The following is a 24712-nucleotide window of genomic DNA, read 5'->3' as shown; positions in this document are numbered from 1 at the left end:
CAGTTTCTGACGACGGAGGCGTAGGTTCCCGTTCGGATCAGTAAGCGCGACGAAGCGGGTACGCATGCAATATCTGGCCGCGGGGCTCCGGCTCCCCACCAACGGGCTCGACTACACCATCCTGGCGATCTACTTCATCGTCGTCCTGGGCATCGGCTTCGCCGCCCGCGCCAGCGTGAAGACCAGCCTCGACTTCTTCCTGTCGGGCCGCTCCCTGCCGGCCTGGGTGACCGGGCTCGCCTTCGTCGCGGCCAACCTCGGCGCCACCGAGATCCTGGGCATGTCCGCGACGAGCGCCCAGTACGGCGTCGCGGTGGTGCACTGGTACTGGATCGGCGCGATCCCCGCGATGGTGTTCCTGGGGCTCGTGATGATGCCCTTCTACTACGGCTCGAAGGTCCGCTCCGTCCCCGAGTTCCTGCTCCAGCGCTTCGACAAGTCCGCGCACCTGCTCGCCTCGGCCCTGTTCGCGTTCGCCGCGGTGCTGATCGCGGGCGTCAACCTCTACGCCCTGTCGATCGTCGTGGAGGCGCTGCTCGGCTGGCCGCAGTGGGTGGCGATCGTGGTCGCCGGTCTTTTCGTGCTCGCCTACATCACGATCGGCGGACTCTCCTCGGCGATCTACAACGAGGTGCTCCAGTTCTTCGTGATCCTGGCCGCGCTCATACCCCTGACCATCCTCGGCCTCAAGCGGGTCGGCGGCTGGGACGGCCTGACCGGCTCCCTGAAGGCCGCCCACGGTGACAACTTCCTCTCCGCGTGGGGCGGCACCGGCATCGGCCAGGCCAACCCGCTGGGCGCGAACTGGCTGACCATCGTCCTCGGACTCGGCTTCGTGCTGTCCTTCGGCTACTGGACGACCAACTTCGCCGAGGTGCAGCGCGCGCTGTCCGCCAAGAACCTCAGCGCGGCCCGGCGGACCCCGCTCATCGCCGCGTTCCCGAAGATGTTCATCGTGTTCCTGGTGATGATCCCGGGCCTGGTCGCGGCGGTCCTGGTCCCCAAGATCGGCACCGCGGGCTCGGACCTGACCTACAACGACGCGATCCCGCTCCTGATGCAGGACCTGCTGCCCAACGGTGTGCTCGGCATCGCGGTGACCGGACTCCTCGCCGCGTTCATGGCGGGCATGGCGGCCAACGTGTCGTCCTTCAACACCGTCTTCACGTACGACATCTGGGCCAAGTACGTGAAGAAGGACCGGCCGGACGCCTACTACCTGCGGTTCGGGCGCCTGATCACCGCGATCGGTGTACTCGCCTCGATCGGTACGGCCTTCATCGCCTCCTCCTTCTCCAACATCATGGGTTACCTCCAGACCCTGTTCTCCTTCTTCAACGTCCCCATGTTCGTGGTGTTCGTGATCGGCATGTTCTGGAAGCGGGCCTCGGTGAAGTCCGGGGTGTGGGGCCTGTTCGCGGGGACCACGGCCGCGATGGTCAACTACTTCTGGATCTACAAGCAGGGCGTCGTCTCGATCCCCACCGACCAGGGCGCCAACTTCGTCTCCGCGATCGTCGGATTCGTGGCGGGCGCGGTGGTCATGGTGGCCGTCACCCTCTTCACGGCGCCCAAGCCGGCGGCGGAGCTGGCGGGTCTGGTCTACGGCACGAAGTCGCCCGGCGTCGAGGAGCCGCCGGCCGAGGGCGACAGCGCCTGGTACCGGAGCCCTGCCCTGCTCGGCTGGGGCGCGATCGCGCTGGCCGCGCTGTGCTACGTCCCCTACTCGTTCTGATGCCCGCCCTGACGCCGGCCCCAGGGCCCGCCCTGACGCCGGTCCCAGGGCTCGCCCTGATGCCCGTTTCGATGCCCGTTTCGATGGCCGTTCCGACCCCCGCTCCGATGCCTGCTCCGATGCCTGCTCCGATGCCTGCTCCGATGCCCGTTTCGATCCCGAGGTCCTGACATGTCCGAACTGCACCGTGAAGTCTCCGAGTTGGAGCGCAAGTCCGCGTCGGCGGCGCGGCTCTTCGATATCCGCCGGATCATTGGTGGGCTCTTCACCCTGTACGGGGTGATTGTCGGCGGGGCGGGGGTGTTCGTCTCCGACGCGGATCTGAAGAAGGCGCAGGGGGTGAACATCAACCTCTGGACGGGGGTGGGGATGCTGGTCCTGGGCCTCGTCTTCCTGACCTGGCTAAAACTCCGCCCCCTGGCTCCGCCGGATGCGCCGGAGGCGCCTTAGCCCCCCGCGCCAGCGCGACCCGCTTTTGCGCAGTTCCCCGCGCCCCCAACCCCCCGTTCGTGTGCGGACCGTGCCCGCACCTCGCGCAGTTCCCCGCGCCCCTGGCAGGACCGGTGCGGACCCGGACGGGTCAGGTCGCGCAGTTCCCCGCGCCCCTGGAAACCCGTTTTCGACTGCGGGCCGTGCGTGGCTGGTCGCGCAGTTCCCCGCGCCCCTAACTACTCGGTGCTGGCCAGCACCTCAGCCCGTCCGGCGATTGAGGACGAGCGCCCTTAAGGCGCGAACGGGGTCTGGGGCAGAGCCCCAGGGGCCCGGGGCTGTCCACCCCCGTCACGGGCGGGTGGGTGGGCAAAGGGGCTTGGGGTCTGGGGCGGAGCCCCAGGGGCCCGGAACCGACCAACCCGCTGCACGGGCGGGTGGGTGGGCAAAAAGAGCTTGGGGTCTGGGGCGGAGCCCCAGGGGGGCGGGACCGACCAACCCGCTGCACGGGCGGGCGGGTGGGCAAACGCCCCGGGGGCCCCTAGCGGGGCGGGGTCGCTCGGTCCAGGAGGCCGGTTCGGGCGGCCAGCGCGGCGGCCTCCAGCCGGGACCCCACCCCGAGTTTCATCAGCACCCGCTGGACATGGGTGCGGGCCGTGGACGGCGCTATGCCCATACCGGCCGCGATGAGCCGCGTATCCTCCCCGTCCGCGACCCGAACCAGCACCTCCACCTCCCGCGGCGTAAGCAGCCGCAACAACCGCTGCCCCTCGTCGTCCGGCTGGGCCGCGGGGTTGAGCAGTTCGGCGAAGGCACCCTGAAGGAGCCCCGGCGCGACCGCCGCCTCCCCCGCCCTGGCCTTCACCATCGCCCGCTCGACGCCCTCGATGCGCTCGTCGTGGCGCACATACCCGGACGCCCCGGACGCGAACGCCGCCGCGATCCCGCGCGGGCTCGGCACCGGGCCGAGCACCACCACGGCGACCTGCGGCCGCTCCCGTTTGATCCGTACGATCGGGTCGAACACCCCCGGTTCGGCGGGCGACGCCGTGCCGAGCAGACACACCTCGGGCGCCCGGCTCACCACCAGCTCTGCCGCGCCCGCGACCGGCGCCGCCGCGGCGAGCACCCGGTGGCCCCGCAGTTTCAGCGCCGAGGCGAGTGCCTCGGCGAGCAGCCGGTGGTCGTCGACCACCATGAGCCGCACGCCCATCGAGCTAACCCCCATCCCCCGGGCCCTCCCCGGCTCTTCGAGCCGACGGCAGCCCGCTCGGGCCCCCCCGCTCCCCGGCCCTCTTGCCCCGGCAAGCTACACGCTTGTTCGACGCCGCGTGCCTCTTACCGAGGAGAAGCCCCCAGAATGCCGAATTCTCCGGCATTCAGGCGTGGTTGAGGAAGTACGAGGAAGTGGGTGCGGAAGTGAAACGTCCATCTCGGCCGTTTTCCGCCGCCCGCGCGCGCCCCCCGACCTGCGGCGAAGGGCGTGCGGAAAGGTGGCTGGAAAGGGCCGGGAAAAGGCGAAGGCCCCGCCCGCGGAGTTCTCCACGGGCAGGGCCTTCGTCGAGCGGGGCCTTCGTCGGGCGGGGCCTTCGTCGGGCGGGGCCTTCGTCGGGCGGCGGCTCAGCTCGTGCCGGTCGCCATGAACAGGAACTTCTTGTCGGAGTCGCTCGCCGAGTACGGCTTGCTCAGGAGCGTCGCGCCCAGGTACAGGCGGCCGTTGCCGTAGAGGATCTCGGAGAACTCCGTCGAGAACGAGGTGATCGCTCCGCGCACCGACCGGTCGGAGGGGTTCTCCAGGAGCAGCGTCGACTTGAGGGTGGTGCCGTCGATGCTGACCACCTGGGTGCCCTTGTCGTAGGGGGCGTCCTTGTAGGCGATGACGTTGGTGCCGTCCATGCGCAGCGGGTGCAGCTTGTAGCCGTCGCCGGCGTCCGCCTTGCCGGGCACGGCCTGGCCGGTGGTGAGGTCGAAGGCGACGACCTCGTTGGTGCGGCCCGAGGAGCCGTTGGCGGTCGAGGCGTTCTCGTGCTCCTCGGTCGGCACGAACAGCTTGCCGCCGCCGGCCGCGACCATCGTGCACTTCTCGACGGAGGTCCCGTCGCAGTCCGCGGCGTACTTGTCGCCGGGGGCCGGGATGCGCGCGAGCAGCTTGCCGGTCTTGTCGTCGACGGAGAAGAAGTCCGAGATGCCACTGCCGTCGCCCGCGCTCTCGCCGACGTCGGCGGCCAGCACCAGCGGCTTGGTGGAGACGATGTGCGCGTACTGGACGCCGGGCACCATCTTGTACGTGGACAGGGGCTGCCCGGTCTTGGGGTCGAGGGGCTGCACGTTGATGGTGGGCTTCTCGTAGTCGCCGCACTTGCGGACGGCCACGAGCGCGTCACCGCCGCCGTATCCGACGTCCTTGCACTGGTCGGCGGTGGTGGTGGGCTTCCACAGCTCCTTGCCGGTGTTCAGGTCCCAGGCCGCGCCGCCGTCCAGGCCGCCCGCGGCGACCGTGCCCGCGCCGAGGGTGACCTCGTCGAAGCGCGTCTTGCGGTCGCCGTTGGCGCCCTTGATGTCGGCCTGCCACAGCAGCTTGCCGGTGGTGAGGTCGAGGCCGGCGACCTCGGTGCAGGACGCGAACTTGGCACCGTTGTCCTGGCTTTCGAAGGCGAACGCGGTCTTGCCGTCGGCCGAGACGTGCGTGGTCGACTCGCAGACGTTGCCGGTCAGCGGAAGCTTCCACAGCTGGGTGCCCTTGGCGGGGTCGTAGCCGACGATTTCCTTGACGCCGGACTTGACGTACACCTTGTCGGTGAGCCAGGAGCCGTGCACCGCGGTGAGGTCCTTGACCTGGGGCTGCGGGGTCTGGAAGAGCACGTGGGCGGCGGTGTTGGCGGGCGCCTTCTCCTTGCCGCCGCCTCCCGTCGCGCTGCCGCCGCTGCCCTTGGCGCCGCCGGTGTCGCCCGAGTTGGCCTCGCTCTTGCCGTCGTCCTTGCCGGAGGCGTACCAGATGCCGCCGCCGACGATCAGGGCCACCGCGACGACCGCCGCGACGATGATCGTGAGCTGGGTGTTCGGCTTCTTGCCGCCGGGCTGCCCGGGCCCGGGCGCGCCCGGGGTCGGGTACTGCGGCTGCATCGGCTGGGTGGGGGGCTGCCCCGGGTAGCCGTAACCGGGCTGACCGGGCTGGCCCGGCTGGCCCGGGTAGCCGTAGCCCGGCTGCTGCGGAGGCGTCTGTGGATAGCCGTAACCCGGCTGCTGCTGCGGCGCGGCCGCCGGGTAGCCGTAACCCGGCTGCTGCGGGGGCGTCTGCGGATAGCCGTAGGCCGGGGGTCCCGCGGGCGGCGGGGTGCTCGGCGGGCCGGTGGGCGGCGGCGGGGTGGGCGCGCCGAAGCCGCCCGCCGGGGGCTGCTGGGGTGCGCCGAACCCGGGGGCCGGGGGCTGCTGCGGGGCGCCGAAGCCGGGAGGCGTGTCCTCGGGCCGCGGGGGCTGCTGGGGTGGCTGGGGTGGCTGGCTCATGCCGAAGGGACCTCTGACTGGAAGGCGGGGAAGGGGAGTTGGGGCGTCACTTGCCGAAGGACAGGATCGAGTTGTCCCGCTCGTCGCCCTTGGGGCTCTTCACCCGCCCGTTGAGCAGGAAGAGCCGTCCGCCCGCCCAGACCGTGTGGGGGCTGTAGAAGTTCCGCTCGGTGCCGGAGGCGGCCGCCGGGCTTTGCAGCGTGATCTGCGGCGCGCCGCCGGTGGGCGGCAGGGTCGCGACCGCGGCGCCCGCGTCGTCGATGCCGGGCTCGATGTAGAGCACGACCTTGCCGCCCTCGACGGCCAGCGGCGACATCATGCGGCCCTTGGGCGCGGCCGAGTGCCACTTCTCCTTGCCGGTGGCGAGGTCGATGGCGATCACCTCGTTGCTGCGGCCCACGCCGAGCTCCTCCGACTGCTTGCCCTCGGTGGAGATGTAGAGGGTGTTGGCGTCGGCGGCCGTGCCCGAGCAGTCCTGGAGCTGGCGGTCGATGATGCCGAAGCCGCTGCAACTCGCGGTGAGCTGGGCCTTGGAGTCGACCTGCGAGCGGAGCTTGCCGTCAGCGGTGAAGGTGGAGATGTTCCACGTCTTCTTGTCCTTGTTGGTGGCGTACACCACCAGCGGGTCCATCGAGTAGACCCGGCGGATCGTCCAGCCCTTCTCGTACTGGAAGTTCCACTTGCTCTTGCCGGTGGCCGGGTCGAGTTCCTGGAGGAGCTCCGACGGCGGGGAGTCCAGGTTGTTGTCGTTCGGGTCGGTGCAGGAGCCCACCGAGATGAGCTTGGGGCCGCCGGCGAACGCGTCGGAGCGGCAGTTACCGGTCTTCGGGGTGCCGTAGAGCTTCTTGCCGTCGGCGATGGAGAAGCCGCTCGCGCCGCCCATGCGGGCCAGCGCCACGGTGTTGCCGCTGATCGCCATGTCGAAGCTGACCATGATGTCGAAGGTGTTCTCGGACGGCACCGGCGCCTTCCAGCCCGCCTTGCCCGCCGCGAAGTCGATCATCTGGAGCTGGTTGCACTTGGCGTCCTTGGTGTTGTTCTCCTGGACGCCGAAGACGATCTTTCCGTCCGCGGTGGTGTCGTGCGGGGCGCCGCAGATGGGGGTGTCCAGGGACACCTTCCACTTCTCCTTGCCGTCGGCGACCGAGTAGCCGACGGCCTCCTTGTACATGGCCTTGACGACGACGTCGCCGACGCGCCAGGGGCCGTACTGCGTGGCGCCGTTCTGGGTCAGCGGGGTCTCGTTCTCGTGGTACCAGACGCGGGCCTCGCCGGGCTTGATGCCCGCGTTGACGTCACCGCTGTCGTCGCCGGTGCCGGGGCGTCCGTCGCCCTTGCCGTCGCCCTTGTCGACCGAGGGCGAGCCCGAGGGCGTCGCGCTGTTGCTCTTGTCGGCGACGGGCTTCTTGTCGTCGTCGCCGCCGCTCGTCGCGAGGTACACGCCGCCGCCGATGACCAGCAGGCCCGCGACCGCCGCGGCCACGATCATCGCGGGCTTGCCCTTGAACGGGTTCTTGCCGCCGCCACCCTGCGGCGGCATCGGAGCGCCCGGGTACTGCGGCTGACCCGGGTAGCCGTAACCGCCCTGCTGGGTCTGCGCGTAGGGGTTGCCCTGCGTCGGCGGCTGGCCCGGGGCGCCCGGGTAGCCGTAGCCCGGCTGAGGGGGCGGGCCCTGCGGGTAGCCGTAGCCCGGCTGCTGGCCCGGCGCCTGCGGGTAGCCGTAGCCGGGCGCGCCGGCCGGCGGTGCCGGCGGCATCTGCGGCGGCTGGGCGGGCGGAGCGGGCGGCATGTGCGGCGGCTGGGGCGGCGGCCCCTGAGGCTGGGCGGGCGGGCCCTGAGGCTTGTCCTGCGGTGCTCCGAAGCCCCCCTGCGGCGGCTGGGAACTGGGCGGCTGGGTCACAACGAGATCCCCCGAATTTGCGTCTTTGCGTCTTTACGTCAGTCGAACGGAGCTACTTTCTATCACTCGGAGCACGGCACGCCACGGGCCGGTCATCCCTGTTCCCAAGGGAGAACCGGCCCGTAATGCCGCCGTTACTGACTCTGTACGCCGTCTCTACGCGAGCGCCGCACGACGTCCTTGTCGCTGTGCTCGACCCCGTGCCTCAGGAGTCCTCGGCCAGTTCGAGCCAGCGCATCTCCAACTCGTCGCGCTCGACGATCAGTTCACGAAGCTCGGCATCCAATTTGGCCACCTTGCCGAAGTCCGTGGCGTTATCGGCGATTTGCGCGTGCAGACTCGTCTCGCGCTCATTGATCTTGTTGAGCTGGCGCTCGACCTTCTGGAGTTCCTTCTTCGCGGCGCGGGCGTCCTGCGCGGAGACGGCGGGCGCCGCCTTCGCGGCGGCCACCGCGGCCGGGGCCGGCGCGGCCGCGATCATCCGCTGCCTGCGCTCCAGGTACTCGTCGATGCCGCGCGGCAGCATCCGCAGCGTGGCGTCGCCGAGCAGCGCCCACACGTGGTCGGTGGTGCGCTCGATGAAGAACCGGTCGTGGGAGATGACCACCATGGAGCCGGGCCAGCCGTCGAGGAGGTCTTCGAGCTGGGTCAGCGTCTCGATGTCGAGGTCGTTGGTGGGCTCGTCGAGGAAGAGCACATTGGGCTCGTCCATGAGCAGCCGCAGCAGCTGGAGCCGGCGCCGCTCACCGCCGGACAGGTCCCCGACGGGCGTCCACTGCTTCTCCTTGGCGAACCCGAACTGCTCGCAGAGCTGACCCGCCGTCATCTCACGGCCCTTGCCGAGGTCGACGCGGTCACGGATCTGCTGGACCGCCTCCAACACCCGCAGCGTGGGCGGGAGTTCGGCGACGTCCTGGGAGAGGTAGGCGAGCCGTACGGTCTTGCCGACGGCGACCTTGCCGGCGACCGGCTGGGCCTCGCCCGCGGTGCGCCAGGCCTCGGTGAGCGCCCGCAGCAGCGAGGTCTTGCCCGCGCCGTTCACGCCGACCAGACCGATGCGGTCGCCGGGGCCGAGCTGCCAGGTGAGGTGCTTGAGCAGCAGCTTCTCCCCGGCCTGTACGGTCACGTCCTCCAGGTCGAAGACGGTCTTGCCGAGCCGGGCATTGGCGAACTTCATCAGCTCGCTGGTGTCGCGCGGCGGCGGCACGTCGGCGATCAGCTCGTTGGCGGCCTCGATGCGGTAGCGCGGCTTGGAGGTGCGGGCCGGGGCGCCACGGCGCAGCCAGGCCAGCTCCTTGCGCATCAGGTTCTGCCGCTTGGCCTCCTCGGTGGCGGCGATGCGGTCCCGCTCGGCGCGGGCGAAGACGTAGTCGGAGTAGCCGCCCTCGTACTCGAAGACGGAGCCGCGCTGGACGTCCCACATGCGGGTGCAGACCTGGTCGAGGAACCAGCGGTCGTGGGTGACGCAGACGAGCGCGGAGCGGCGGGCCTGGAGGTGGCCGGCCAGCCACGAGATGCCCTCGACGTCGAGGTGGTTGGTGGGCTCGTCGAGCACGATCAGGTCCGGCTCGCCGATGAGGAGCTTGGCGAGCGCGATGCGCCGCCGCTCGCCGCCGGACAGCGGGGCGATCACGGTGTCGAGGCCCTGCGCGAACCCAGACAGGTCGAGCCCGCCGAACAGGCCCGTCAGCACATCGCGGATCTTGGCGTTGCCGGCCCACTCGTGGTCGGCGAGGTCGCCGATGACCTCGTGCCGGATGGTGGCGGTGGGGTCGAGCGAGTCGTGCTGGGTGAGCACGCCGAGCCGCAGCCCGCCCACGTGCGTGACGCGGCCGGTGTCCGGCTCCTCCAGCTGGGCCAGCATCCGGATCAGGGTGGTCTTGCCGTCGCCGTTGCGCCCGACGACCCCGATCCGGTCCCCTTCGGAGACGCCGAGGGAGACTCCGTCGAGCAGGGCACGGGTGCCGTACACCTTGCTGACTGCCTCGACATTGACCAGGTTGACGGCCATTTCACTCCTGAGCAGGGGGATGGATCGTCATCCAGGGTAGTCGCCGCGGACGGTCGGATAGCGTTCGGCCGGTGATCAAGGGATCACGTGGGGGTGATCCGCGGTACGGGTCCGCGGACGGCGAGGTACTGACGAGGGTCGAGGGGGCGGGGGTTCATGCGGCGCGATGTGGTGCGGGGCGCGGTCGTGGTGGTGCTGGCGGCGGCGGTCCTGACGGGGTGCGGCGAGGAGAAGAATCCGGGGGCGTCGGCGGCCCCGTCGCGCCCGGTGGAGCCGTCGTCCGCTTCGGGGGGCGGGGCCGCGGCGGCGAAGGCGGGCGGCGCTGTGGGGTCGGCGGGCTCGGCCTGCGCCCTGCCGGCGACGTTCGACCTGGCGGCGAAGTGGAAGCCGAAGGCCGTGGCGGCCGAGGCCGGGGACTCCCCGCTGGCGGGTCTGACCAAGCAGGGCCCGTTCGCCCTGTCCTGCGAGATCGACGCGAAGCCGGCGGGCAACATCGGCTTCCTGCGGGCGTGGACCGACACCGCCACCTCGGGCACGCCGCGCGCCGCCCTGGAGTCGTTCGTCGGCGCCGACAAGACCGCACGCAAGGCGGCGTACGCCGAGATCAAGGCGGGCTCGCTTCCGGCGGCGGAGGTCGTCTACGAGACGTACAGCAAGGTGATGGACACCGCAAAGCAGGAGCGTGCCCTGGCGGTGGTGACGCCCCAGGGCACGCTCGTGCTGCACCTGGGCGGCATGGACACCGAGGAGCACCAGGAGATGCTGCCGGCGTACGAGCTGGCGAAGTCGAGCCTGAAGGTCACGCGGTAGGGCGGTCGGTCGACGGTGGGCCGTCCGTACGCTGCGCGAGCGTACGGATACGGAGGGTGGACGGTACGGTCGCGAGCGGTCACCCTGGGTGAGTTGAGCGGGGAGATCAACTCACCGGAAGGTGGCGGCACATGACCGAGAGCTGGGAGCGGGGCGGGGGCGGGGGTTGCGCGGGTGAGCCCGTGTCGTCGGACAGCCTCAAGACGTTCGGGGCGTTCGTACAGGGCCTGCGCGAACACGCCGGGCTCACGCGCGAAGAGTTCGCGACGCTGGTCCGCTTCTCCAAACACACGGTGGAATCCATCGAGTTGGGCCGCCGCATGCCGGACGAGGAGTTCGTGGAGCGAGCGGAGGCGGCCCTGGGCAACACGGGCGCGCTGCGGCGGGCCTTCGGCCATCTGACCCGTCAGCCGGGGTTGGCGGCGTGGTTCCGGGAGTGGGCGCGGCGCGAGCGGACGGCGGTGAGTCTGTGCACGTACGAGTGCCGGATGGTGCCGGGGTTGTTGCAGTCGGAGAGGTACGTACGGGCTCTGTACGAGAACGAAGTGCCTCCACTGTCGGACGGACAAGTGGAAACCCAGATCGCCGCCCGGATGGAACGGCAACGGCTTCTGCTCGAACGTCCGAACGTCCCTTTCAGCTTCATCGTCACTGAGGCGGTTTTCCGGCAGAGGATCGGGGGGAATGCGGTAACACGGGACATGTTGGACCACGTGCTCGCCGCCACTCAGCCCAGGAATGTGACGCTTCAGCTCCTGCCCGCTGACTGCGAGTTCCACGCGTGCCTCGCTGGCCCGCTCGCGCTCCTCGAAGGGCCGGACGGTAAGCGGTACGCCTACTCCGAGGGACAGAGGAACGGCCGCTTGATCAGCGCCCTAAAAGAGGTGGTTCCACTCCAGCAGAGGTATGACACACTGCGCTCGCAGGCCCTCAACCCAGCTAAATCTCGGGACCTGTTGGAGCGAATCCGAGGAGCCCTATGAGCACCGAACTCGCCTGGTTCAAGTCCAGCTACAGCAGCGCCCAGGGCGACAACTGCGTAGAAGTCGCCCTCGCCTGGCGCAAGTCAAGCTACAGCGGCACCCAGGGCGACGACTGCGTAGAGGTGGCCGTCTGCCCGGCCACCGTCTACGTACGGGACTCCAAGGACAAGCAGGGCCCCCACCTTGCCCTCTCCAGCGAAGCGTGGACCGCGTTCGTCGCGGAGTGCCGGGGCTGACGAGCATGGGGCTCGAACACGACACCGCCGGGTCACCCTTCGTAGTGACGTGATCGGAAAGCGGCGGCTACCGTGGACGGGCAGGCCGAAGAATCCCGTCCATGGGAGGAACCATGACCGCCGAGTCCGTAGAGCACTGCCACCAGTGGCCCGTGCCACCCAAGGACGGCTACACCGTGGACGACCTGTTCACGCTGCCCAATCTCCCGTCTCACACCGAGCTGATCGACGGGAGCCTGATCTTCGTGAGCCCGCAGCGCAATTTCCACACCGATGTGATGGAAGTACTGGTCAGCGGTCTGCGCCGCGATTTGCCCTCCGCATTCAAGATCAAGCGGGAGATGACCGTCGTCCTCGACAACCGCAACGGGCCCGAGCCCGACATCATCGTGGTCAGGGCAGAGTCCGTCATCGGGCCGGATCAGACGTGCTACCGCGCGGAAGATGTGCTGCTGGCCGTAGAGGTCGTCTCCCCTGATTCGGAATCCCGGGACCGCACCACCAAGCCGCAGAAGTACGCGGCCGCCGGAATCCCGAATTTCTGGCGAGTGGAACGCGGTGGCAACGGCAGCGAGCCGGTGGTCCACGTGTATGAGCTCGACCCGCTTACCAGGGCCTACGTACACGTGGGCATGCAGCGCGACCAGCTCAAGGTCACGAAGCCCTACGCCACCGACATCGACCTCGGCGCCGTCCGCGAGCTCTGACCTCAGTCGGTCAGGACGGTCGCGCCCGGGGCCGGTGACGTGGCGGTGCGCGCGGTGCGGCACGTGCCGGAGGCGGTCAGGGCGGCTGCGACCGTGCGGGCTGCCTCCTGGTCGGCGCAGAGGAACGCCGTGGTCGGGCCCGAGCCCGAGACCAGGGCGGCCAGGGCGCCCGCCGCCGTACCCGCCGCGAGGGTGTCCGCGAGGGAGGGGCGCAGGGAGAGCGCGGCGGCCTGGAGGTCGTTGGTGAGGGTGCCCGCGAGGGCCTTCGCATCGCCGGTACGGAGTGCTTCGAGCAGCGCCGGTGAGGCCTCGGGGCGGTGGCGTCCGGGGTGAGGCGGTCGAACTCGCGGTAGACCGCCGGGGTGGAAAGGCCGCCGTCCGCCACGGCGAACACCCAGTGGAAGGTGCCGCCGACATCGAGGGGCGCCAGCTTCTCGCCCCGGCCGGTGCCGAGGGCCGCCCCGCCGACGAGGCTGAACGGTACGTCGCTGCCCAACTCGGCGCAGATGTCGAGGAGTTCGGCCCGGGTGGCGTTCGTACCCCACAGCGCGTCACAGGCGAGGAGCGCGCCCGCGCCGTCCGCGCTGCCGCCGGCCATGCCGCCCGCGACGGGGATGTCCTTGTCGATGTGGAGGTGGACGGCGGGCTCGATGCCGTGGCGCGCGGCGAGGAGCTCGGCGGCGCGGGCGGCCAGGTTCGTACGGTCCAGGGGGACCTGGGCGGCGTCGGGGCCGTCGCAGGTGATGCGGAGGGTGTCGGCGGGGGTTGCGGTGACGGTGTCGTAGAGGGCGACGGCGAGGAAGACGTTGGCCAGGTCGTGGAACCCGTCGGGGCGGGCGGGGCCCACGCCCAACTGGACGTTGACCTTGGCGGGGACGCGGGCGGTGACGATGCGGGGGGTACTCACGGGGGCCATTTTCCCCCAACCCCGCCCGGGGCTCCGCCCCAGACCCCGGTCGCGCCTGAACGGCGCTCGTCCTCAAACGCCGGACGGGCTGAGGTGGCCGACGCGGGCCCGCACCGACCCTGCCAGGGGCGCGGGGAACTGCGCGACCAGCCACGCACGGCCCGCACCCGAAAGACCCTGGGGCTCCGCCCCAGACCCCGATCGCGCCTTAAGGGCGCTCGTCCTCAAACGCCGGACAGGCTGAGGTGCGGGCCAGCACCGAGCACCTAAGGGGCGCGGGGAACTGCGCGAGACGCGGGCACGGTCCGCAGGATCGAGAGGGGTTAGGGGCGCGGGGAACTGCGCGGACGGGCCCCGCGGCCCGTAGCCGTGGAGGGGCCGCCGAGGGGGGCCTCAAACGCTCGGCTCGCCGAACCACTCACGGAGCGCGGGGCCGAGCCACGCCGACCCCGCCCAGCACACGTAACCGTCCGGACGGACGAGCAGCGGCCCGGTGGCGCCGCCCCGCCCCACCCGATCCACCCGGCCCGAGAACCCCGCGGCAACCGACGCGTACGCGTCCTCCGGGTCCAGCAGAACGCCCCGCCCCGCACGGAGCAGCTCATGCACCCGGACCCCGCCGAGGTCCAGATCCGGTACGGGCAGCCCGAGAAGCGGATCGGAGGAGGCGGCGGCGCCCGGCATGGGGTAGCGGACGGCCATCCCGGACATGAGGTTCGCCAAGTGGCTCTGGACGTCCGGCAGTTGGGCCAGGTCGGTGAAGATCTCCCGCGCCGCCAGGACCTCCGGATCGCGCGTGCCGGCCCAGTCCATCAGCAGGCTCTGCGCCCGCACGTTGCGCAGCACGGCCGCCCCGACCGGATGCCGTTCCGCGTGGTACGTGTCGAGCAGACCCGTCGGCGCCCAGCCGCGCACGGCGGCCCCGAGCTTCCAGCCGAGGTTGAACGCGTCCTGCATCCCCGTGTTCATGCCCTGCGCGCCGAGCGGAAGATGGACATGGGCCGCGTCGCCCGCCAGGAACACCCGCCCGTGCCGGTACTGCTCGGCCTGCCGGGACGCGTTGGTGATGCGGCGGGCGTAGCACAGTTCGAGCAGCTGCACCCGCGACCCGAAGACCGTCTTGAGGCCGTCGCGGATGTCGTCCTCGGTGACCGGGGTCTCCCGGGGCAGGGACATGCCGGGCCCGCCGAGGACAAGACGGCGCAACGGCCTGCCCTGTACGTCGGTGCCGAGCGGGAACATGGCCGCCCAGTGCCCGTCCTCGTTCCAGGTGTGCGAGGCGGACGGATCGGCGCCGTCCAGCCGCACGTCCGCGGCGATGATCGTCAGCGTGCCGGGCTCACCGGGGAAGGCCGCCCGCAGCAGCGACCGTACGGTGCTGTGGCCTCCGTCGGCGGCGACGAGGTAACGGGAGCGCAGGGACGTACCGTCCGCGAAGGTCGCCGTGACACCGGTTCCGTCCTGGGCGAGGCCGACCAGTTCGTGGTCCCGCCGGATGTGGAGGCCGAGCGCGGCGAGGTGGTCCTCGAAGAAGCCCTCGATCACCACCTGCGGCACGGACCGCCAGGGCAGGCGGTGCCGGTCCGAGGGGTGCGGGAGGGGGACACCGGCGAAGTGGCCGGTGGCGACGGGGTGGTCTCCGGTGGCCAACAGGGGCTCGAGCAGGCCTCGTTGGTCGAGCATCTCCAGTGTGCGGGACTGCACGCCGCCCGCCTTGGACAGTGCGCTGCGCCGTGACAGCCTGTCGACCACCACGGTCGACACCCCTGCCGTCAGCAGCTCGTTGGCCAGCGTCATTCCGGTCGGGCCGGCGCCGACGACGAGTACATCGGTGTCCATGGACTCTCCTGTGACTGGGTCGGCCGACGGCGCCGATGGGCTGTGTCGACCGGGACACGACAACGCTGCGCCGAGCGCGTCCCGTGACCCAGAAACCGGACCGATTGTGCGGGTATCCGACACCGCCTAGCCTCGGGGCGGTGGAATCCGACTACGACGACCTCGACCGTCGGCTCGCGCACGCCTTGCAGATCGACGGCCGCGCCCCGTTCAGCACCATCGCCGAGGTACTGGGCGTATCGGATCGCACCGTGGCCCGCCGGTACGCCCGGCTGCGGGCGGCCGGGGCGGTACGCGTGGTGGGCGGGTTCGACTCCACCGCGCTCGGGGCCATCCAGTGGTTCCTGCGGGTGCGCTGCGCGCCGGCCGCCTCGCTGCCGGTCGCCGAGGCGCTGGCCCGGCGCCCCGACACGTCCTGGGTGAGCCTCAGCTCCGGCGGCACGGAGGTCACCTGTGTGGTCCGTACGGAGAGCGAGGCCGACAGCGAGTCCCTGCTGCTGGCCAAACTCCCCCGCACCCCGCGCGTGGAGGGCGTCACCGCGCACTCCGTGCTGCACGCCTTCTACGGCGGCCCGGACAACCTCGTCGGGAAGCTCGGCTCGTTGGACGCGGACGCGGTCGAGCGTCTGCGCCCACCCCCGATGGCGCGTCCCTCCGGGCCGGTACGCCTCGACGACGGCGACCGTACGCTCCTCGCGCTGCTCGCCGCCGACGGGCGGGCCGGGTTCGAGGAGTTGGCCGAGGCGACGGGGTGGTCGCCGACGACGGTGCGGCGCCGGATGACGGAGCTGCGCGAACACGGCGTGCTCTACCTCGACCTCGACGTCGACTGGCGCATGTTCGGCGCGCACGCCCGCACCCTGCTCTGGCTCTCCGTCGCCCCCGCCCACCTGGAGGAGGCGGGCCATGCCCTGGCCGGCCATCCCGAGATCGCGTTCGCCGCGGCGACGACGGGGCCGACGAATCTGTACGCGAGTGTGGTGTGTGCGGGGCAGCGGGAGCTGTATCGGTACCTGACGACGGGGGTTGCCGGGCTGCCGTCGATCACGCACGTCGAAACGGCCCCCGTGATCCGCACCATCAAGAAGGCCGCCCCCAACTGAGACTCCGCCCCAGCCCCCGTTCGCGCCTCAAGGGCGCTCGTCCTCAAACGCCGGACGGGCTGAAGTGCCTCGATGCGGGCCCGCACCCGACCCTGCCAGGGGCGCGGGGAACTGCGCGACCAGCCACGCACGATCCGCACCCGAAAGACCCTGGGGCTCCGCCCCAGACCCCGTTCGCGCCTGAACGGCGCTCGTCCTCAAACGCCGGACAGGCTGAAGTGCCCCCCAGCGCCGAGCACTTAAGGGGCGCGAGGAACTGCGCGAGAAGCGAGCACGGTCCGCACGTGACCGGGGGTTTTAGGGGCGCGGGGAACTGCGCGACCAGCCACGCACGATCCGCACCCGAAAGCCCCTGGGGCTCCGCCCCAGACCCCGTATCGCGCCTGAACGGCGCTCGTCCTCAAACGCCGGACGGGCTGGGGTGCTGGCCAGCGCCGAGCAGTTAAGGGGGGCGGGGTGGGGGAGAACTAGCTCGGGCGGTGCTCCGCGATCGATGCGAATTCCTCCACCGTCAGCGCCTCGCCCCGCGCCTGGGGCGAAACCCCCGCCGCCACCAGCGCCGCCTCCGCCGCCGCAGGCGACCCCGCCCAGCCGGACAGCGCCGCCCGCAACGTCTTGCGGCGCTGCGCGAACGCCGCGTCCACGACCGCGAAGACCTCCGCCCGGGAGGCCGTCGTCGCGACGGGCGCGGCCCGGCGGACCAGCGAGACGAGGCCGGAGTCGACGTTGGGCGCGGGCCAGAACACGTTGCGCCCGATCGACCCGGCCCGCTTGACGTCCGCGTACCAGTTCGCCTTGACCGACGGCACTCCGTACACCTTGTTGCCGGGCTTCGCCGCGAGCCGGTCGGCGACCTCCGCCTGGACCATGACCAGGGTGCGCTCGATGCTGGGGAAGCGGGCCAGCATGTGCAGCAGGACGGGGACCGCCACGTTGTAGGGGAGGTTGGCGACGAGGGCAGTGGGGGGCGGGCCCGGAAGGTCCTGGACGAGCATCGCGTCGGAGTGGACCAGGGAGAAACGGTCCGCCCGCGCGGGCATGCGGGCCGCGATCGTGGCGGGCAGCGCGGCCGCGAGCACGTCGTCGATCTCGACCGCGACGACGCTGTCCGCGGCTTCCAGGAGCGCCAGGGTCAGCGAGCCGAGACCGGGCCCCACCTCCACCGCCACGTCGTCGGGCCGGACCTCGGCGGTCCGCACGATCCGGCGGACCGTGTTGGCGTCGATGACGAAGTTCTGGCCGCGCTGCTTGGTGGGGCGTACGCCAAGCGCTGCGGCCAGTTCACGGACGTCGGCGGGGGTAAGGAGTGCGTCGGGCTCTGTGGTGCTCACCGATACAGCCTACGGCCGCAGTGCGGCCACGGGCTCGCCCCCCGGGTCACGAACAGCTTCTTCGCCCGGTACGTCTGCTCGCCGGCCGGTGCCTGTTCGGCCCGCCCGGTGCCGCCGAGCGCGTGCCAGGTGCCGGGGTCGAACTGGTAGAGGCCGCCGTAGGTGCCCGACGGGTCGAGGGCGTGGGGGCGGCCGCCGGACTCGCAGTGGGCCAGGCCGCTCCAGTTGAGGTGGTCGGCGCCGCCCACCGAGGAGGGCAGCGCCTTGGTGCCGACCTTGACCCGCTGGGTGACCGGCTCGCGGACGATCTCCTCGGCGATCTTGCGCGGCTTCTGCTTGACGCCGTTGACGGTCCGCAGCGCGTAGGTGACCTTGCGGGCGCCCTGCTCCCCCTGGCGGACCACGACCTGGGTGCCCGCGAACAGGGAGGCGTCCTTGGTCTTCTCGACCCGGTACGGGATGGGCTCCTCGCGCACCTCCTTGGTGCCGCTGATCCGCATCACGGTGATGGTCTGGCCGTCGCGCGGGAAGGAGGCCGGCGGCACGGAGGTCGTGTCCTGGCCCTGGAGGGAGATGCCGGCCTCCTCCAGGGCGTCGGCGACGGTGGCGGCGTTGGTGCGCAGGGTGCGTTCGTGGCCGTCCGCGAGGAAGGTCACCGAGCGTTCGGTGCGGACGTCCAGGGCGAGGCCCGCGCGGCCGATCTCCGAGGAGCGGGACGCCGAGAGATAGGCGCCCTCGGCGCGCACCCCGAGCTGGCGCAGGGCGCCCTCGACGGTGCTCGCGGTGGTCCACACCTGGCGGCGCTGTCCGTCGAGGGTGAGCTGGACGGGGCGGCCGTAACGCACCACGACCTCGTCGCCCGTGGTGAGGGTGGTGCCGGGGCCGGGCGCCACGAGGTCGTGCGCGCCGACCGGTACGTGTTCGTCGGCGAGGAGTTCCTCGACGCTGTCGGCGAAGGTGTGCAGGGTGTGCGGCGCTCCGTCGACGGTGAGTTTGACGGCCTTGTCGTTGACCAGGAACGCGGAGGTGCCGCCCGCCAGGAACGCGACGACCAGGGCCTGCGGGACGAGTCTGCGCAGCCGGTCGGGGCCGCCCGACGTTCTGCGGCGCCGCGCCGCCCGCCGTGCTCCGCCCCGCCCGCCCGCCTCCCCGTCCCGCTCCGGCGCCTCGCCCGCGGGCGGCTCGGGGGCGGGAGCGGGAGCGGGGGCCGGGGCCGGGGCCGGGGCCGGGGCGATCAGGGTTTCGTGGTCGGCGTATCCGGGCGCCGGGACGGCGGGAAGGCGGGGCGCGAAGGAGGCGTGGAGGGGTGCGGGCGAGGCGTAAGGGGCGTAGGGGGGTGTGGCGGGCGCGGGCACGTCGGGGCGGGGGGTCATGCCAGGGTTGCCGTAGGGAGGCGTGGCCGTGGCGGTTGCGGCGCGGCGGCCGCCCCGCGCGGCTCGGTGACTGCCCTGCGAATTGCTCACGACGCTCCAGGGTCCGGTCCGATGGTGCGGGCCGGGACACTAGCGGAGCGGCGGTCACTCTCCAAAGCAGCTCGACTACGCAGGGTCGCGCCGCTACCCTGCGCGCCGCCTCGCGACGGCCGGATTCCGTTATCTCTCAGTAATCAAACGCGCGCGCGGTGTTGTCCGCGATCGCCGCGGCCAGCACGTCTTCGCCGATGCCGCGGACGGCCGCCATGGCGCGCACCGTGATCGGAATGAGATACGGCGCATTGGGCCGTCCGCGGTACGGCGCCGGCGTGAGGAACGGCGCGTCGGTCTCCACGAGAACGAGTTCCAGCGGGGCGACGGCGAGCGCGTCGCGCAAAGGCTGGGCGTTCTTGAAGGTCATGTTTCCCGCGAAGGACATGAAGTACCCGTATTCCGCGCAGAGTTCGGCCATTTCCGCGTCGCCGGAATAGCAGTGGAAGACGGTCCGTTCGGGAGCGCCTTCCTCGCGCAGAATACGCAGCACATCCGCGTGCGCCTCGCGATCGTGAATGACGAGGGCCTTGCCGGTGCGTTTGGCGATCTCGATGTGCGCCCGGAAGGAACGCTCCTGGGCGGCCTTGCCCTCGGGCCCGGTGCGGAAGTAGTCGAGGCCCGTCTCGCCGACCGCCTTGACCCAGGGCAGCGCCGCGAGCCGCTCGATCTCGCCGAGTGCCGCGTCGAGCGCGCCTTCGCCGCCGGGGCCGCGCGCGCCCTGGCGCGACCAGCCGTCGGGGTCGCCGTGGACGATGCGGGGAGCTTCGTTGGGGTGCAGGGCGACGGCGGCGTGCACCGCGGCGTGCGCCTCGGCGGTGTCGGCCGCCCATTGGGAGCCCTTCACGTCGCAGCCCACCTGGACGACGGTGGTGACGCCGACGGCCGCGGCCTTCTCCAGGGCCTGTTCGACCGTGCCGTCCTGCATGTCCAGGTGGGTGTGCGAGTCGGCCACCTCCACACCGAGCGGTTCGGGCAGGGGCGGCGGGGCATCTTTGGCGGCACTCATGCGCCGATCCTACGAAAAGGCGCGCGCCGCATTTTCCGCGTGCCCGGCCCCTCCGCCCGGGCCGCTCACAGCGGGTGGGAGCCGGTCACTTGCGGTGGAAGGGGTGCAGCAGGTCCGACAGGTGCCAGTGGTGTTCGGGCTTGGTGGTGGCGCCGACCTCGTCCTGAGGTCCGGGCGAGGGCTGGGTGGGCGCGGGCGCGCGGTGCTGGATCATCCCCTGCTGCGCGGACGACACCCGTCCGGAGCGCATGATGCGCACCACGTGTCCGCCGCAGTTGAGGCAGGTGGGGGCGGACAGCGGGGAGGGCACCCGGTCGCCGTTGGCCTTGTAGACGACGAACGCCTGGCCCGTGGCGTCCACGTGGTGCTCTATCTCGTACGCCTGCTCCCAGCCGTATCCACACCGCATGCACGCGAAGGCATACGCCTCGTGTGCCGTGGTCTCAGCGATCTCACTCATGTGCCGGCTCCTCTTGTCCGCTGGACAAGCTCTTACGAGCGCTCTTTACGAGCGGGGGCGAAAGGTCCCCCGATCCAGGAGACGCCTTTCGCTGCCAAAACGCATCAGGGGCTGTCGAGAGTTGGTGTGGTCTTGGCCTTTCCTAGGCCTGGGCGCTTTTCTCCGCCCCGGTGCGCGGCCCGCGTTTTACTTTTTACGATAGTCCTTTACCGTCCGCGGGGCTCTGACGTGCCGCGTTCTTTGCCGCCACCACCGCGTCGAAGACCTCGCGCTTGGGTAGACCGGTCTCGGCCGCCACGGCCGCGATGGCCTCCTTGCGCCGCTCGCCCGCCTCCTCGCGGACCTGGACGCGCCGCACCAGCTCGTCGGCGTCCAGCTCGGCGGGGCCCGTCTCGGGGGCGCCCTCGACCACGACGGTGATCTCGCCGCGCACCCCCTCGGCCGCCCACGCCGCCAGGTCCTTCAGCGGGCCGCGCTTGACCTCCTCGTACGTCTTGGTCAGCTCCCGGCACACCGCCGCGCGCCGCTCGGCGCCGAACACCTCGGCCATCGCGGCGAGGGTGTCGTCGAGGCGGTGCGGGGCCTCGAAGTAGACCAGCGTGCGCCGCTCGCCCTCGACCTCGCGCAGCCGGCCGAGGCGCTCGCCGGCCTTGCGCGGCAGGAAGCCCTCGAAGCAGAAGCGGTCCACGGGAAGCCCGGACAGGGCGAGCGCGGTCAGCACCGCGGACGGCCCCGGTACCGCCGTGACCTTGATGTCCTTCTCGACGCAGGCCGCGACCAGGCGGTAGCCGGGGTCGGAGACCGACGGCATGCCCGCGTCGGTGACGAGCAGCACCCGGGCCCCGCCTTCGAGGGCCTCGACCAGTTCGGGGGTGCGCGCCGACTCGTTGCCCTCGAAGTACGACACGACACGGCCCTGGATGTGCACGCCGAGCGCCTGGGTCAGCCGGCGAAGGCGACGGGTGTCCTCGGCGGCGACGACGTCGGCCCGCTCCAGTTCGGCGGCGAGCCGGGGCGGGGCGTCCGCGGTGTCGCCGATGGGGGTGCCTGCGAGTACGAGTGTTCCAGTGCTGCCCATGACCGCCTTCTCACCTGCACTTTTACTCTGTTCCGCCGAGCCCGGGGCCGACCTCCCGTCGGATGGAGATACTCCCACGCCTTCGCCCCCTCGGGGTTCGGGGGATCCGCGTGCCCCCACGGCAGCTCAACCCTGGCGGGCGTCGGGTGGGCAGGATCCCGCGACCACGGGGTCGTGTCATAGGACGACCAGGATCGTTGGCGTTCACGAACGTCCCGTGTTGAGCGAGAAGGGAACTCCCATGCGTCGATTGAGCATTGCCCTGGCCACGGCGGTCGTGGCCATCAGCGTGGCCGCTCCGGTGGCGAGCGCCGCCCCGGTCTCCAAGCCCGCACCGCCGTACTCCTACAAGGACTGCATGAAGGCCACCAAGCAGAAGGGCGAGTCCGCCTCCTACAGCAAGTGGCACTGCGACCAGCTGGTGAAGAAGGGCTGGGTCAAGCCGCCGAAGAACTGACCCCCGGAAACCGGCCCCTCCCCCGCCGAGCCGGGCCCGGCGGGCCCGGCCCACGGGACTCCCACAGGGGAGTTCCCTACGATGGCGCGGTGACCAGTACTGCGCCACCGACCCTGCCGGGCCACGATGCCGGGGACGAACCGCCTTCCTGGCAGCACCACATGCGCCGGTTCGGCCATGTCGTGCGGCCGAGAACCGGGCTGCGCGAGCGCCTGGTGCCGCCGTACACGCGGCCCGCCGGGCAGCTGTGGACGGTGCTCGGCATCGGGCCGCTCGCCGCGGCGCGCATCGTGCGCTGGTCGGCGTGGGTGGGGCCGCTCCTGGTGACCCTGGTCGCGGGCGTCATGCGGTTCTGGCACCTGGGCTCCCCGCACGCGGTGATATTCGACGAGACGTACTACGCCAAGGACGCCTGGACGCTCATCAACCACGGCTACGAGGGCGACTGGCCCAAGGACATCGACAAGTCGATCCTCGCCAACCCGGACCTCATCTCGGTGCCGACCGCGCCGGGTTACGTGGTGCATCCGCCGGTCGGCAAGTATCTGATCGGCATCGGCGAGAAGCTGTTCGGCTTCACGCCGTTCGGCTGGCGCTTCATGGTCGCCGTGCTCGGCACCCTGTCGGTGCTGATGCTCTGCCGGATCGGGCGCCGGCTGTTCCGCTCGACGTTCCTGGGCTGTCTGGCGGGTGCGCTGCTCGCCGTCGACGGCCTGCACTTCGTGATGAGCCGCACCGCGCTGCTCGACACGGTCGTCATGTTCTTCGTGCTCGCGGCCTTCGGCTGCCTGTTGATCGACCGCGACCGCGCCCGGGCGAGACTGGCGGCCGCGCTCCCCGAGGACGAGGAGGGGCTGCTGCGCCCGGACGCGGCGATCGCGGCCGGTGTGCGGTTCGGGTGGCGGCCCTGGCGGATCGCGGCCGGGATCATGCTGGGCCTGGCCTGCGGCACCAAGTGGAACGGCCTGTACATCCTGGTCTTCTTCTGTGTGATGGCCGTCCTGTGGGACGCGGGCGCCCGGCGCACGGCGGGCGCGGTCAGCCCCTACCGGGTGGTCCTGCGCCGGGACGCGATCGGCGCGTTCCTCTCCACGGTGCCGGTCGCGATCCTCACCTACCTCGTGTCGTGGACGGGCTGGTTCGCCACCGACAAGGGGTACGGGCGGCACTGGGCGGACGGCCGCGCGGGCCTCTCCCCCGACCACGTCAAGCTGCCGGTCATCGGCACCATCAACCACCTGCCGCAGTTCGACATGAGCTGGGTGCCCGCGGCCCTGCGCAGCTTCTGGCACTACGAGACCGAGGTCTACAGCTTCCACGTCGGCCTCACCGAGGGCCACACCTACCAGTCCAACCCGTGGAGCTGGCTGGTCCTCGGCCGGCCCGTCTCGTACTACTACGAGAGCCCCAACCCCGGCTCGGACGGCTGCCCTTCGGGCGCGGGCGGCAAGTGCGCATCCGAGGTCATCGCGCTCGGCACCCCGCTGCTGTGGTGGGCCGGCTGCTTCGCGCTCCTGTACGTCCTGTGGCGCTGGTTCTTCCGGCGCGACTGGCGGGCGGGCGCGATCGCGTGCGGCCTGGGCGCCGGGTATCTGCCCTGGTTCCTGTACCAGGAGCGGACCATCTTCTTCTTCTACGCGGTCGTCTTCGTGCCGTTCCTGTGTCTGGCGGTGGCGATGATGGTCGGCGCGATCATCGGGCCACCGGGCGCCCCGGAGCGCCGGCGCGCGCTCGGGTCGATCGGGGCCGGGGTGCTCGTCCTGCTGATCGTGTGGAACTTCGTGTACTTCTGGCCGATCTACACCGGTACGCCGATCCCGCTGGACTCCTGGCGCAGCCGGATGTGGCTGGACAGCTGGGTCTAGCTGGGAACTTGGGCAGGGGCGGTGTCGCTGATGGCGATGCCGCCCCGTCGTTACCTGTCGTCAGTAGTCGTCACCGGCCCCCCTCGGGCGGCCCACAGGCGGCCCAGCTGGCCTCTGGCGAAGAGCAAGAAGGACCGCCCTTCGGGCGGGCGACTCTCAGGCGCCGCAGCCCCTCGTGGCGAATGCTCTGACGGCGGGCTACTGGGTAGTGGGGTGTCGCCCCACTACCCAGTAGGACACCCCACTAGCCCGCTCATGGGCCCTGTCAGGGCGTTTCTACTGGGGACCCCACTACCCAGTAGCGCGCCCCAGTGAGGGGTCTGGCCGGTGCGCCGGCCAGACCGGGCTGCCCCCCTGGATTGCCGTTCTACTGCCTAGTGGCTAGTGCCTACTGGCTAGCGCCTACTGCCCAAAGCCCTGGTGAAGGCGCTCCTCATGACCCTGCACGGCCCCTCCCCCGGGTTGCCACTAGCCACTAGGCAGTAGCGGCGGTGCGAACAGGCGTGAGCACCGGTCCAGGCAAGAGGAGCACCCAGGCGGGGGCTCGTCTCGTCTGTCGCAGCGGCAGCGCTGGCTTGTCGTCCGCCTTGTCTTGTCGCTTGTCTTGTCGCTTGTCTTGTCGCTTGTCGCCTCCCAGGTCAGGGCCCTCTTTCGCCCTCGCGACAAGCTGCCAAGCGCACTCGTCGTGAGACAGGCGACAGGCGACAAGGGCGAGGCGCGGACCACAGGGGCGACCACGGCCGTGTGCGACGCCAAGGAAGCAATCCAGAGGAGCACGCCGCGCCCGTGCTCCTCTTGCTGTTGCTGACGGCCTTCCAAGGGGAAGACGGCGGCCCCGACAGACGCCCCCTGCGTGGCTCCCCAGGGCTTTTCAGGAGGAGAGCA

At 71.2% G+C, this 24712-nt stretch carries 19 protein-coding genes and 1 pseudogene; 9 read left to right on the top strand and 11 right to left on the bottom strand.

Annotation, left to right across the window (positions count from 1 at the left end; all coding sequences use genetic code 11):
- The first annotated feature begins 64 nt into the window (after positions 1 to 64).
- On the top strand, positions 65 to 1735 hold the full coding sequence (locus DWB77_RS22470) for a sodium:solute symporter family protein (protein ID WP_120722962.1): 1671 nt from the start codon (positions 65 to 67) through the stop codon (positions 1733 to 1735).
- A gap of 171 nt (positions 1736 to 1906) precedes the next feature.
- Positions 1907 to 2185, top strand: a complete 279-nt coding sequence (locus tag DWB77_RS22465) for a hypothetical protein (RefSeq protein ID WP_120722961.1) — start codon at positions 1907 to 1909, stop codon at positions 2183 to 2185.
- 520 nt (positions 2186 to 2705) lie between these two features.
- Here DWB77_RS22465 and DWB77_RS22460 read toward each other — a convergent pair.
- The 4 genes from DWB77_RS22460 to DWB77_RS22445 form a co-directional block, all read right to left on the bottom strand.
- A complete protein-coding gene (locus DWB77_RS22460) occupies positions 2706 to 3377 on the bottom strand; it encodes a helix-turn-helix transcriptional regulator (RefSeq protein WP_120722960.1) in 672 nt (223 codons plus the stop codon).
- 407 nt (positions 3378 to 3784) lie between these two features.
- Positions 3785 to 5668 carry a PQQ-binding-like beta-propeller repeat protein gene (locus tag DWB77_RS22455; RefSeq protein WP_120722959.1) on the bottom strand — a complete coding sequence of 628 codons (1884 nt, stop codon included), beginning with the start codon at positions 5666 to 5668 and terminating at the stop codon, positions 3785 to 3787.
- Between the two features lie 46 nt (positions 5669 to 5714).
- Positions 5715 to 7457, bottom strand: coding sequence for a PQQ-binding-like beta-propeller repeat protein (locus tag DWB77_RS22450; protein ID WP_246033609.1), 1743 nt, complete (start codon positions 7455 to 7457; stop codon positions 5715 to 5717).
- 316 nt (positions 7458 to 7773) lie between these two features.
- On the bottom strand, positions 7774 to 9579 hold the full coding sequence (locus tag DWB77_RS22445; protein WP_120722957.1) for an ABC-F family ATP-binding cassette domain-containing protein: 1806 nt from the start codon (positions 9577 to 9579) through the stop codon (positions 7774 to 7776).
- A gap of 156 nt (positions 9580 to 9735) precedes the next feature.
- On the opposite strand from DWB77_RS22445, the gene DWB77_RS22440 reads away from it, so the two are divergent.
- The 4 genes from DWB77_RS22440 to DWB77_RS22425 all read left to right on the top strand — a co-directional run bounded on the left by DWB77_RS22440 (position 9736) and on the right by DWB77_RS22425 (position 12315).
- Complete coding sequence (locus DWB77_RS22440; protein WP_174248605.1) at positions 9736 to 10389, top strand: lipoprotein; 654 nt, start codon at positions 9736 to 9738, stop codon at positions 10387 to 10389.
- 131 nt (positions 10390 to 10520) lie between these two features.
- The gene (locus DWB77_RS22435) at positions 10521 to 11372 is read left to right on the top strand and encodes a helix-turn-helix domain-containing protein (protein ID WP_120722956.1); all 852 of its coding nucleotides are present in this window, start codon (positions 10521 to 10523) and stop codon (positions 11370 to 11372) included.
- On the top strand, positions 11369 to 11608 hold the full coding sequence (locus DWB77_RS22430) for a DUF397 domain-containing protein (protein WP_120722955.1): 240 nt from the start codon (positions 11369 to 11371) through the stop codon (positions 11606 to 11608). Before DWB77_RS22435 ends, DWB77_RS22430 begins: the two co-directional genes overlap by 4 nt.
- Before the next feature lie 101 nt (positions 11609 to 11709).
- Positions 11710 to 12315: a Uma2 family endonuclease gene (locus DWB77_RS22425; protein WP_246033608.1), complete on the top strand. Its 606-nt coding sequence runs from the start codon at positions 11710 to 11712 to the stop codon at positions 12313 to 12315.
- Between the two features lie 2 nt (positions 12316 to 12317).
- On the opposite strand, the pseudogene DWB77_RS22420 reads toward DWB77_RS22425, so the two are convergent.
- Together DWB77_RS22420 and DWB77_RS22415 are read right to left on the bottom strand one after the other, a co-directional pair.
- Positions 12318 to 13231: pseudogene (locus tag DWB77_RS22420) on the bottom strand (4-(cytidine 5'-diphospho)-2-C-methyl-D-erythritol kinase).
- A 384-nt stretch (positions 13232 to 13615) separates the two neighbouring features.
- The gene (locus DWB77_RS22415) at positions 13616 to 15061 is read right to left on the bottom strand and encodes an FAD-dependent monooxygenase (RefSeq protein WP_120722953.1); all 1446 of its coding nucleotides are present in this window, start codon (positions 15059 to 15061) and stop codon (positions 13616 to 13618) included.
- 140 nt (positions 15062 to 15201) lie between these two features.
- On the opposite strand from DWB77_RS22415, the gene DWB77_RS22410 reads away from it, so the two are divergent.
- Complete coding sequence (locus tag DWB77_RS22410; protein ID WP_120722952.1) at positions 15202 to 16164, top strand: Lrp/AsnC family transcriptional regulator; 963 nt, start codon at positions 15202 to 15204, stop codon at positions 16162 to 16164.
- A gap of 467 nt (positions 16165 to 16631) precedes the next feature.
- Here DWB77_RS22410 and rsmA read toward each other — a convergent pair whose 3' ends face one another.
- From rsmA to rsmI, 5 genes are all read right to left on the bottom strand, one after another.
- Positions 16632 to 17495, bottom strand: a complete 864-nt coding sequence (rsmA, locus tag DWB77_RS22405) for a 16S rRNA (adenine(1518)-N(6)/adenine(1519)-N(6))-dimethyltransferase RsmA (protein WP_120722951.1) — start codon at positions 17493 to 17495, stop codon at positions 16632 to 16634.
- Positions 17492 to 18868 (bottom strand): ubiquitin-like domain-containing protein, encoded by a 1377-nt coding sequence (locus DWB77_RS22400; protein WP_120722950.1) that lies wholly within the window; start codon positions 18866 to 18868, stop codon positions 17492 to 17494. The genes rsmA and DWB77_RS22400 overlap by 4 nt, the downstream gene beginning before the upstream one ends.
- A 226-nt stretch (positions 18869 to 19094) precedes the next feature.
- Positions 19095 to 19967, bottom strand: coding sequence for a TatD family hydrolase (locus tag DWB77_RS22395; RefSeq protein WP_120722949.1), 873 nt, complete (start codon positions 19965 to 19967; stop codon positions 19095 to 19097).
- Positions 19968 to 20052: 85 nt separating this feature from the next.
- Entirely contained in the window at positions 20053 to 20427 is a 375-nt protein-coding gene (locus DWB77_RS22390; protein WP_120722948.1) for a hypothetical protein, read from the bottom strand.
- Positions 20428 to 20620: 193 nt separating this feature from the next.
- Positions 20621 to 21505, bottom strand: a complete 885-nt coding sequence (rsmI, locus tag DWB77_RS22385; protein ID WP_120722947.1) for a 16S rRNA (cytidine(1402)-2'-O)-methyltransferase — start codon at positions 21503 to 21505, stop codon at positions 20621 to 20623.
- A 241-nt stretch (positions 21506 to 21746) separates the two neighbouring features.
- Between rsmI and DWB77_RS22380 the strand changes: the two genes are divergently transcribed.
- Positions 21747 to 21962 carry a hypothetical protein gene (locus tag DWB77_RS22380; protein WP_162952590.1) on the top strand — a complete coding sequence of 72 codons (216 nt, stop codon included), beginning with the start codon at positions 21747 to 21749 and terminating at the stop codon, positions 21960 to 21962.
- 89 nt (positions 21963 to 22051) lie between these two features.
- Positions 22052 to 23827 (top strand): dolichyl-phosphate-mannose--protein mannosyltransferase, encoded by a 1776-nt coding sequence (locus tag DWB77_RS22375; RefSeq protein WP_120722945.1) that lies wholly within the window; start codon positions 22052 to 22054, stop codon positions 23825 to 23827.
- Positions 23828 to 24712: the final 885 nt, after the last annotated feature.

Source organism: Streptomyces hundungensis, assembly GCF_003627815.1.
GTDB lineage: Bacteria > Actinomycetota > Actinomycetes > Streptomycetales > Streptomycetaceae > Streptomyces > Streptomyces hundungensis_A.
The sequence above is the reverse complement of the archived record's forward strand: the minus strand, read 5'-3'. Positions and strand labels throughout refer to the sequence as shown.

Excerpts from the sequence above, each read along its gene's own strand:
- DWB77_RS22390 (WP_120722948.1), bottom strand. The coding sequence starts at position 20,427 with ATGAGTGAGATCGCTGAGACCACGGCACACGAGGCGTATGCCTTCGCG.
- DWB77_RS22380 (WP_162952590.1), top strand. The coding sequence starts at position 21,747 with ATGCGTCGATTGAGCATTGCCCTGGCCACGGCGGTCGTGGCCATCAGC.
- DWB77_RS22430 (WP_120722955.1), top strand. The coding sequence starts at position 11,369 with ATGAGCACCGAACTCGCCTGGTTCAAGTCCAGCTACAGCAGCGCCCAG.
- DWB77_RS22395 (WP_120722949.1), bottom strand. The coding sequence starts at position 19,967 with ATGAGTGCCGCCAAAGATGCCCCGCCGCCCCTGCCCGAACCGCTCGGT.
- DWB77_RS22460 (WP_120722960.1), bottom strand. The coding sequence starts at position 3,377 with ATGGGCGTGCGGCTCATGGTGGTCGACGACCACCGGCTGCTCGCCGAG.
- DWB77_RS22445 (WP_120722957.1), bottom strand. The coding sequence starts at position 9,579 with ATGGCCGTCAACCTGGTCAATGTCGAGGCAGTCAGCAAGGTGTACGGC.
- DWB77_RS22455 (WP_120722959.1), bottom strand. The coding sequence starts at position 5,668 with ATGAGCCAGCCACCCCAGCCACCCCAGCAGCCCCCGCGGCCCGAGGAC.
- rsmI (WP_120722947.1), bottom strand. The coding sequence starts at position 21,505 with ATGGGCAGCACTGGAACACTCGTACTCGCAGGCACCCCCATCGGCGAC.
- DWB77_RS22440 (WP_174248605.1), top strand. The coding sequence starts at position 9,736 with ATGCGGCGCGATGTGGTGCGGGGCGCGGTCGTGGTGGTGCTGGCGGCG.
- DWB77_RS22425 (WP_246033608.1), top strand. The coding sequence starts at position 11,710 with ATGGGAGGAACCATGACCGCCGAGTCCGTAGAGCACTGCCACCAGTGG.
- DWB77_RS22435 (WP_120722956.1), top strand. The coding sequence starts at position 10,521 with ATGACCGAGAGCTGGGAGCGGGGCGGGGGCGGGGGTTGCGCGGGTGAG.
- DWB77_RS22415 (WP_120722953.1), bottom strand. The coding sequence starts at position 15,061 with ATGGACACCGATGTACTCGTCGTCGGCGCCGGCCCGACCGGAATGACG.
- DWB77_RS22450 (WP_246033609.1), bottom strand. The coding sequence starts at position 7,457 with ATGCCGCCCGCTCCGCCCGCCCAGCCGCCGCAGATGCCGCCGGCACCG.
- DWB77_RS22470 (WP_120722962.1), top strand. The coding sequence starts at position 65 with ATGCAATATCTGGCCGCGGGGCTCCGGCTCCCCACCAACGGGCTCGAC.
- DWB77_RS22400 (WP_120722950.1), bottom strand. The coding sequence starts at position 18,868 with ATGACCCCCCGCCCCGACGTGCCCGCGCCCGCCACACCCCCCTACGCC.
- DWB77_RS22465 (WP_120722961.1), top strand. The coding sequence starts at position 1,907 with ATGTCCGAACTGCACCGTGAAGTCTCCGAGTTGGAGCGCAAGTCCGCG.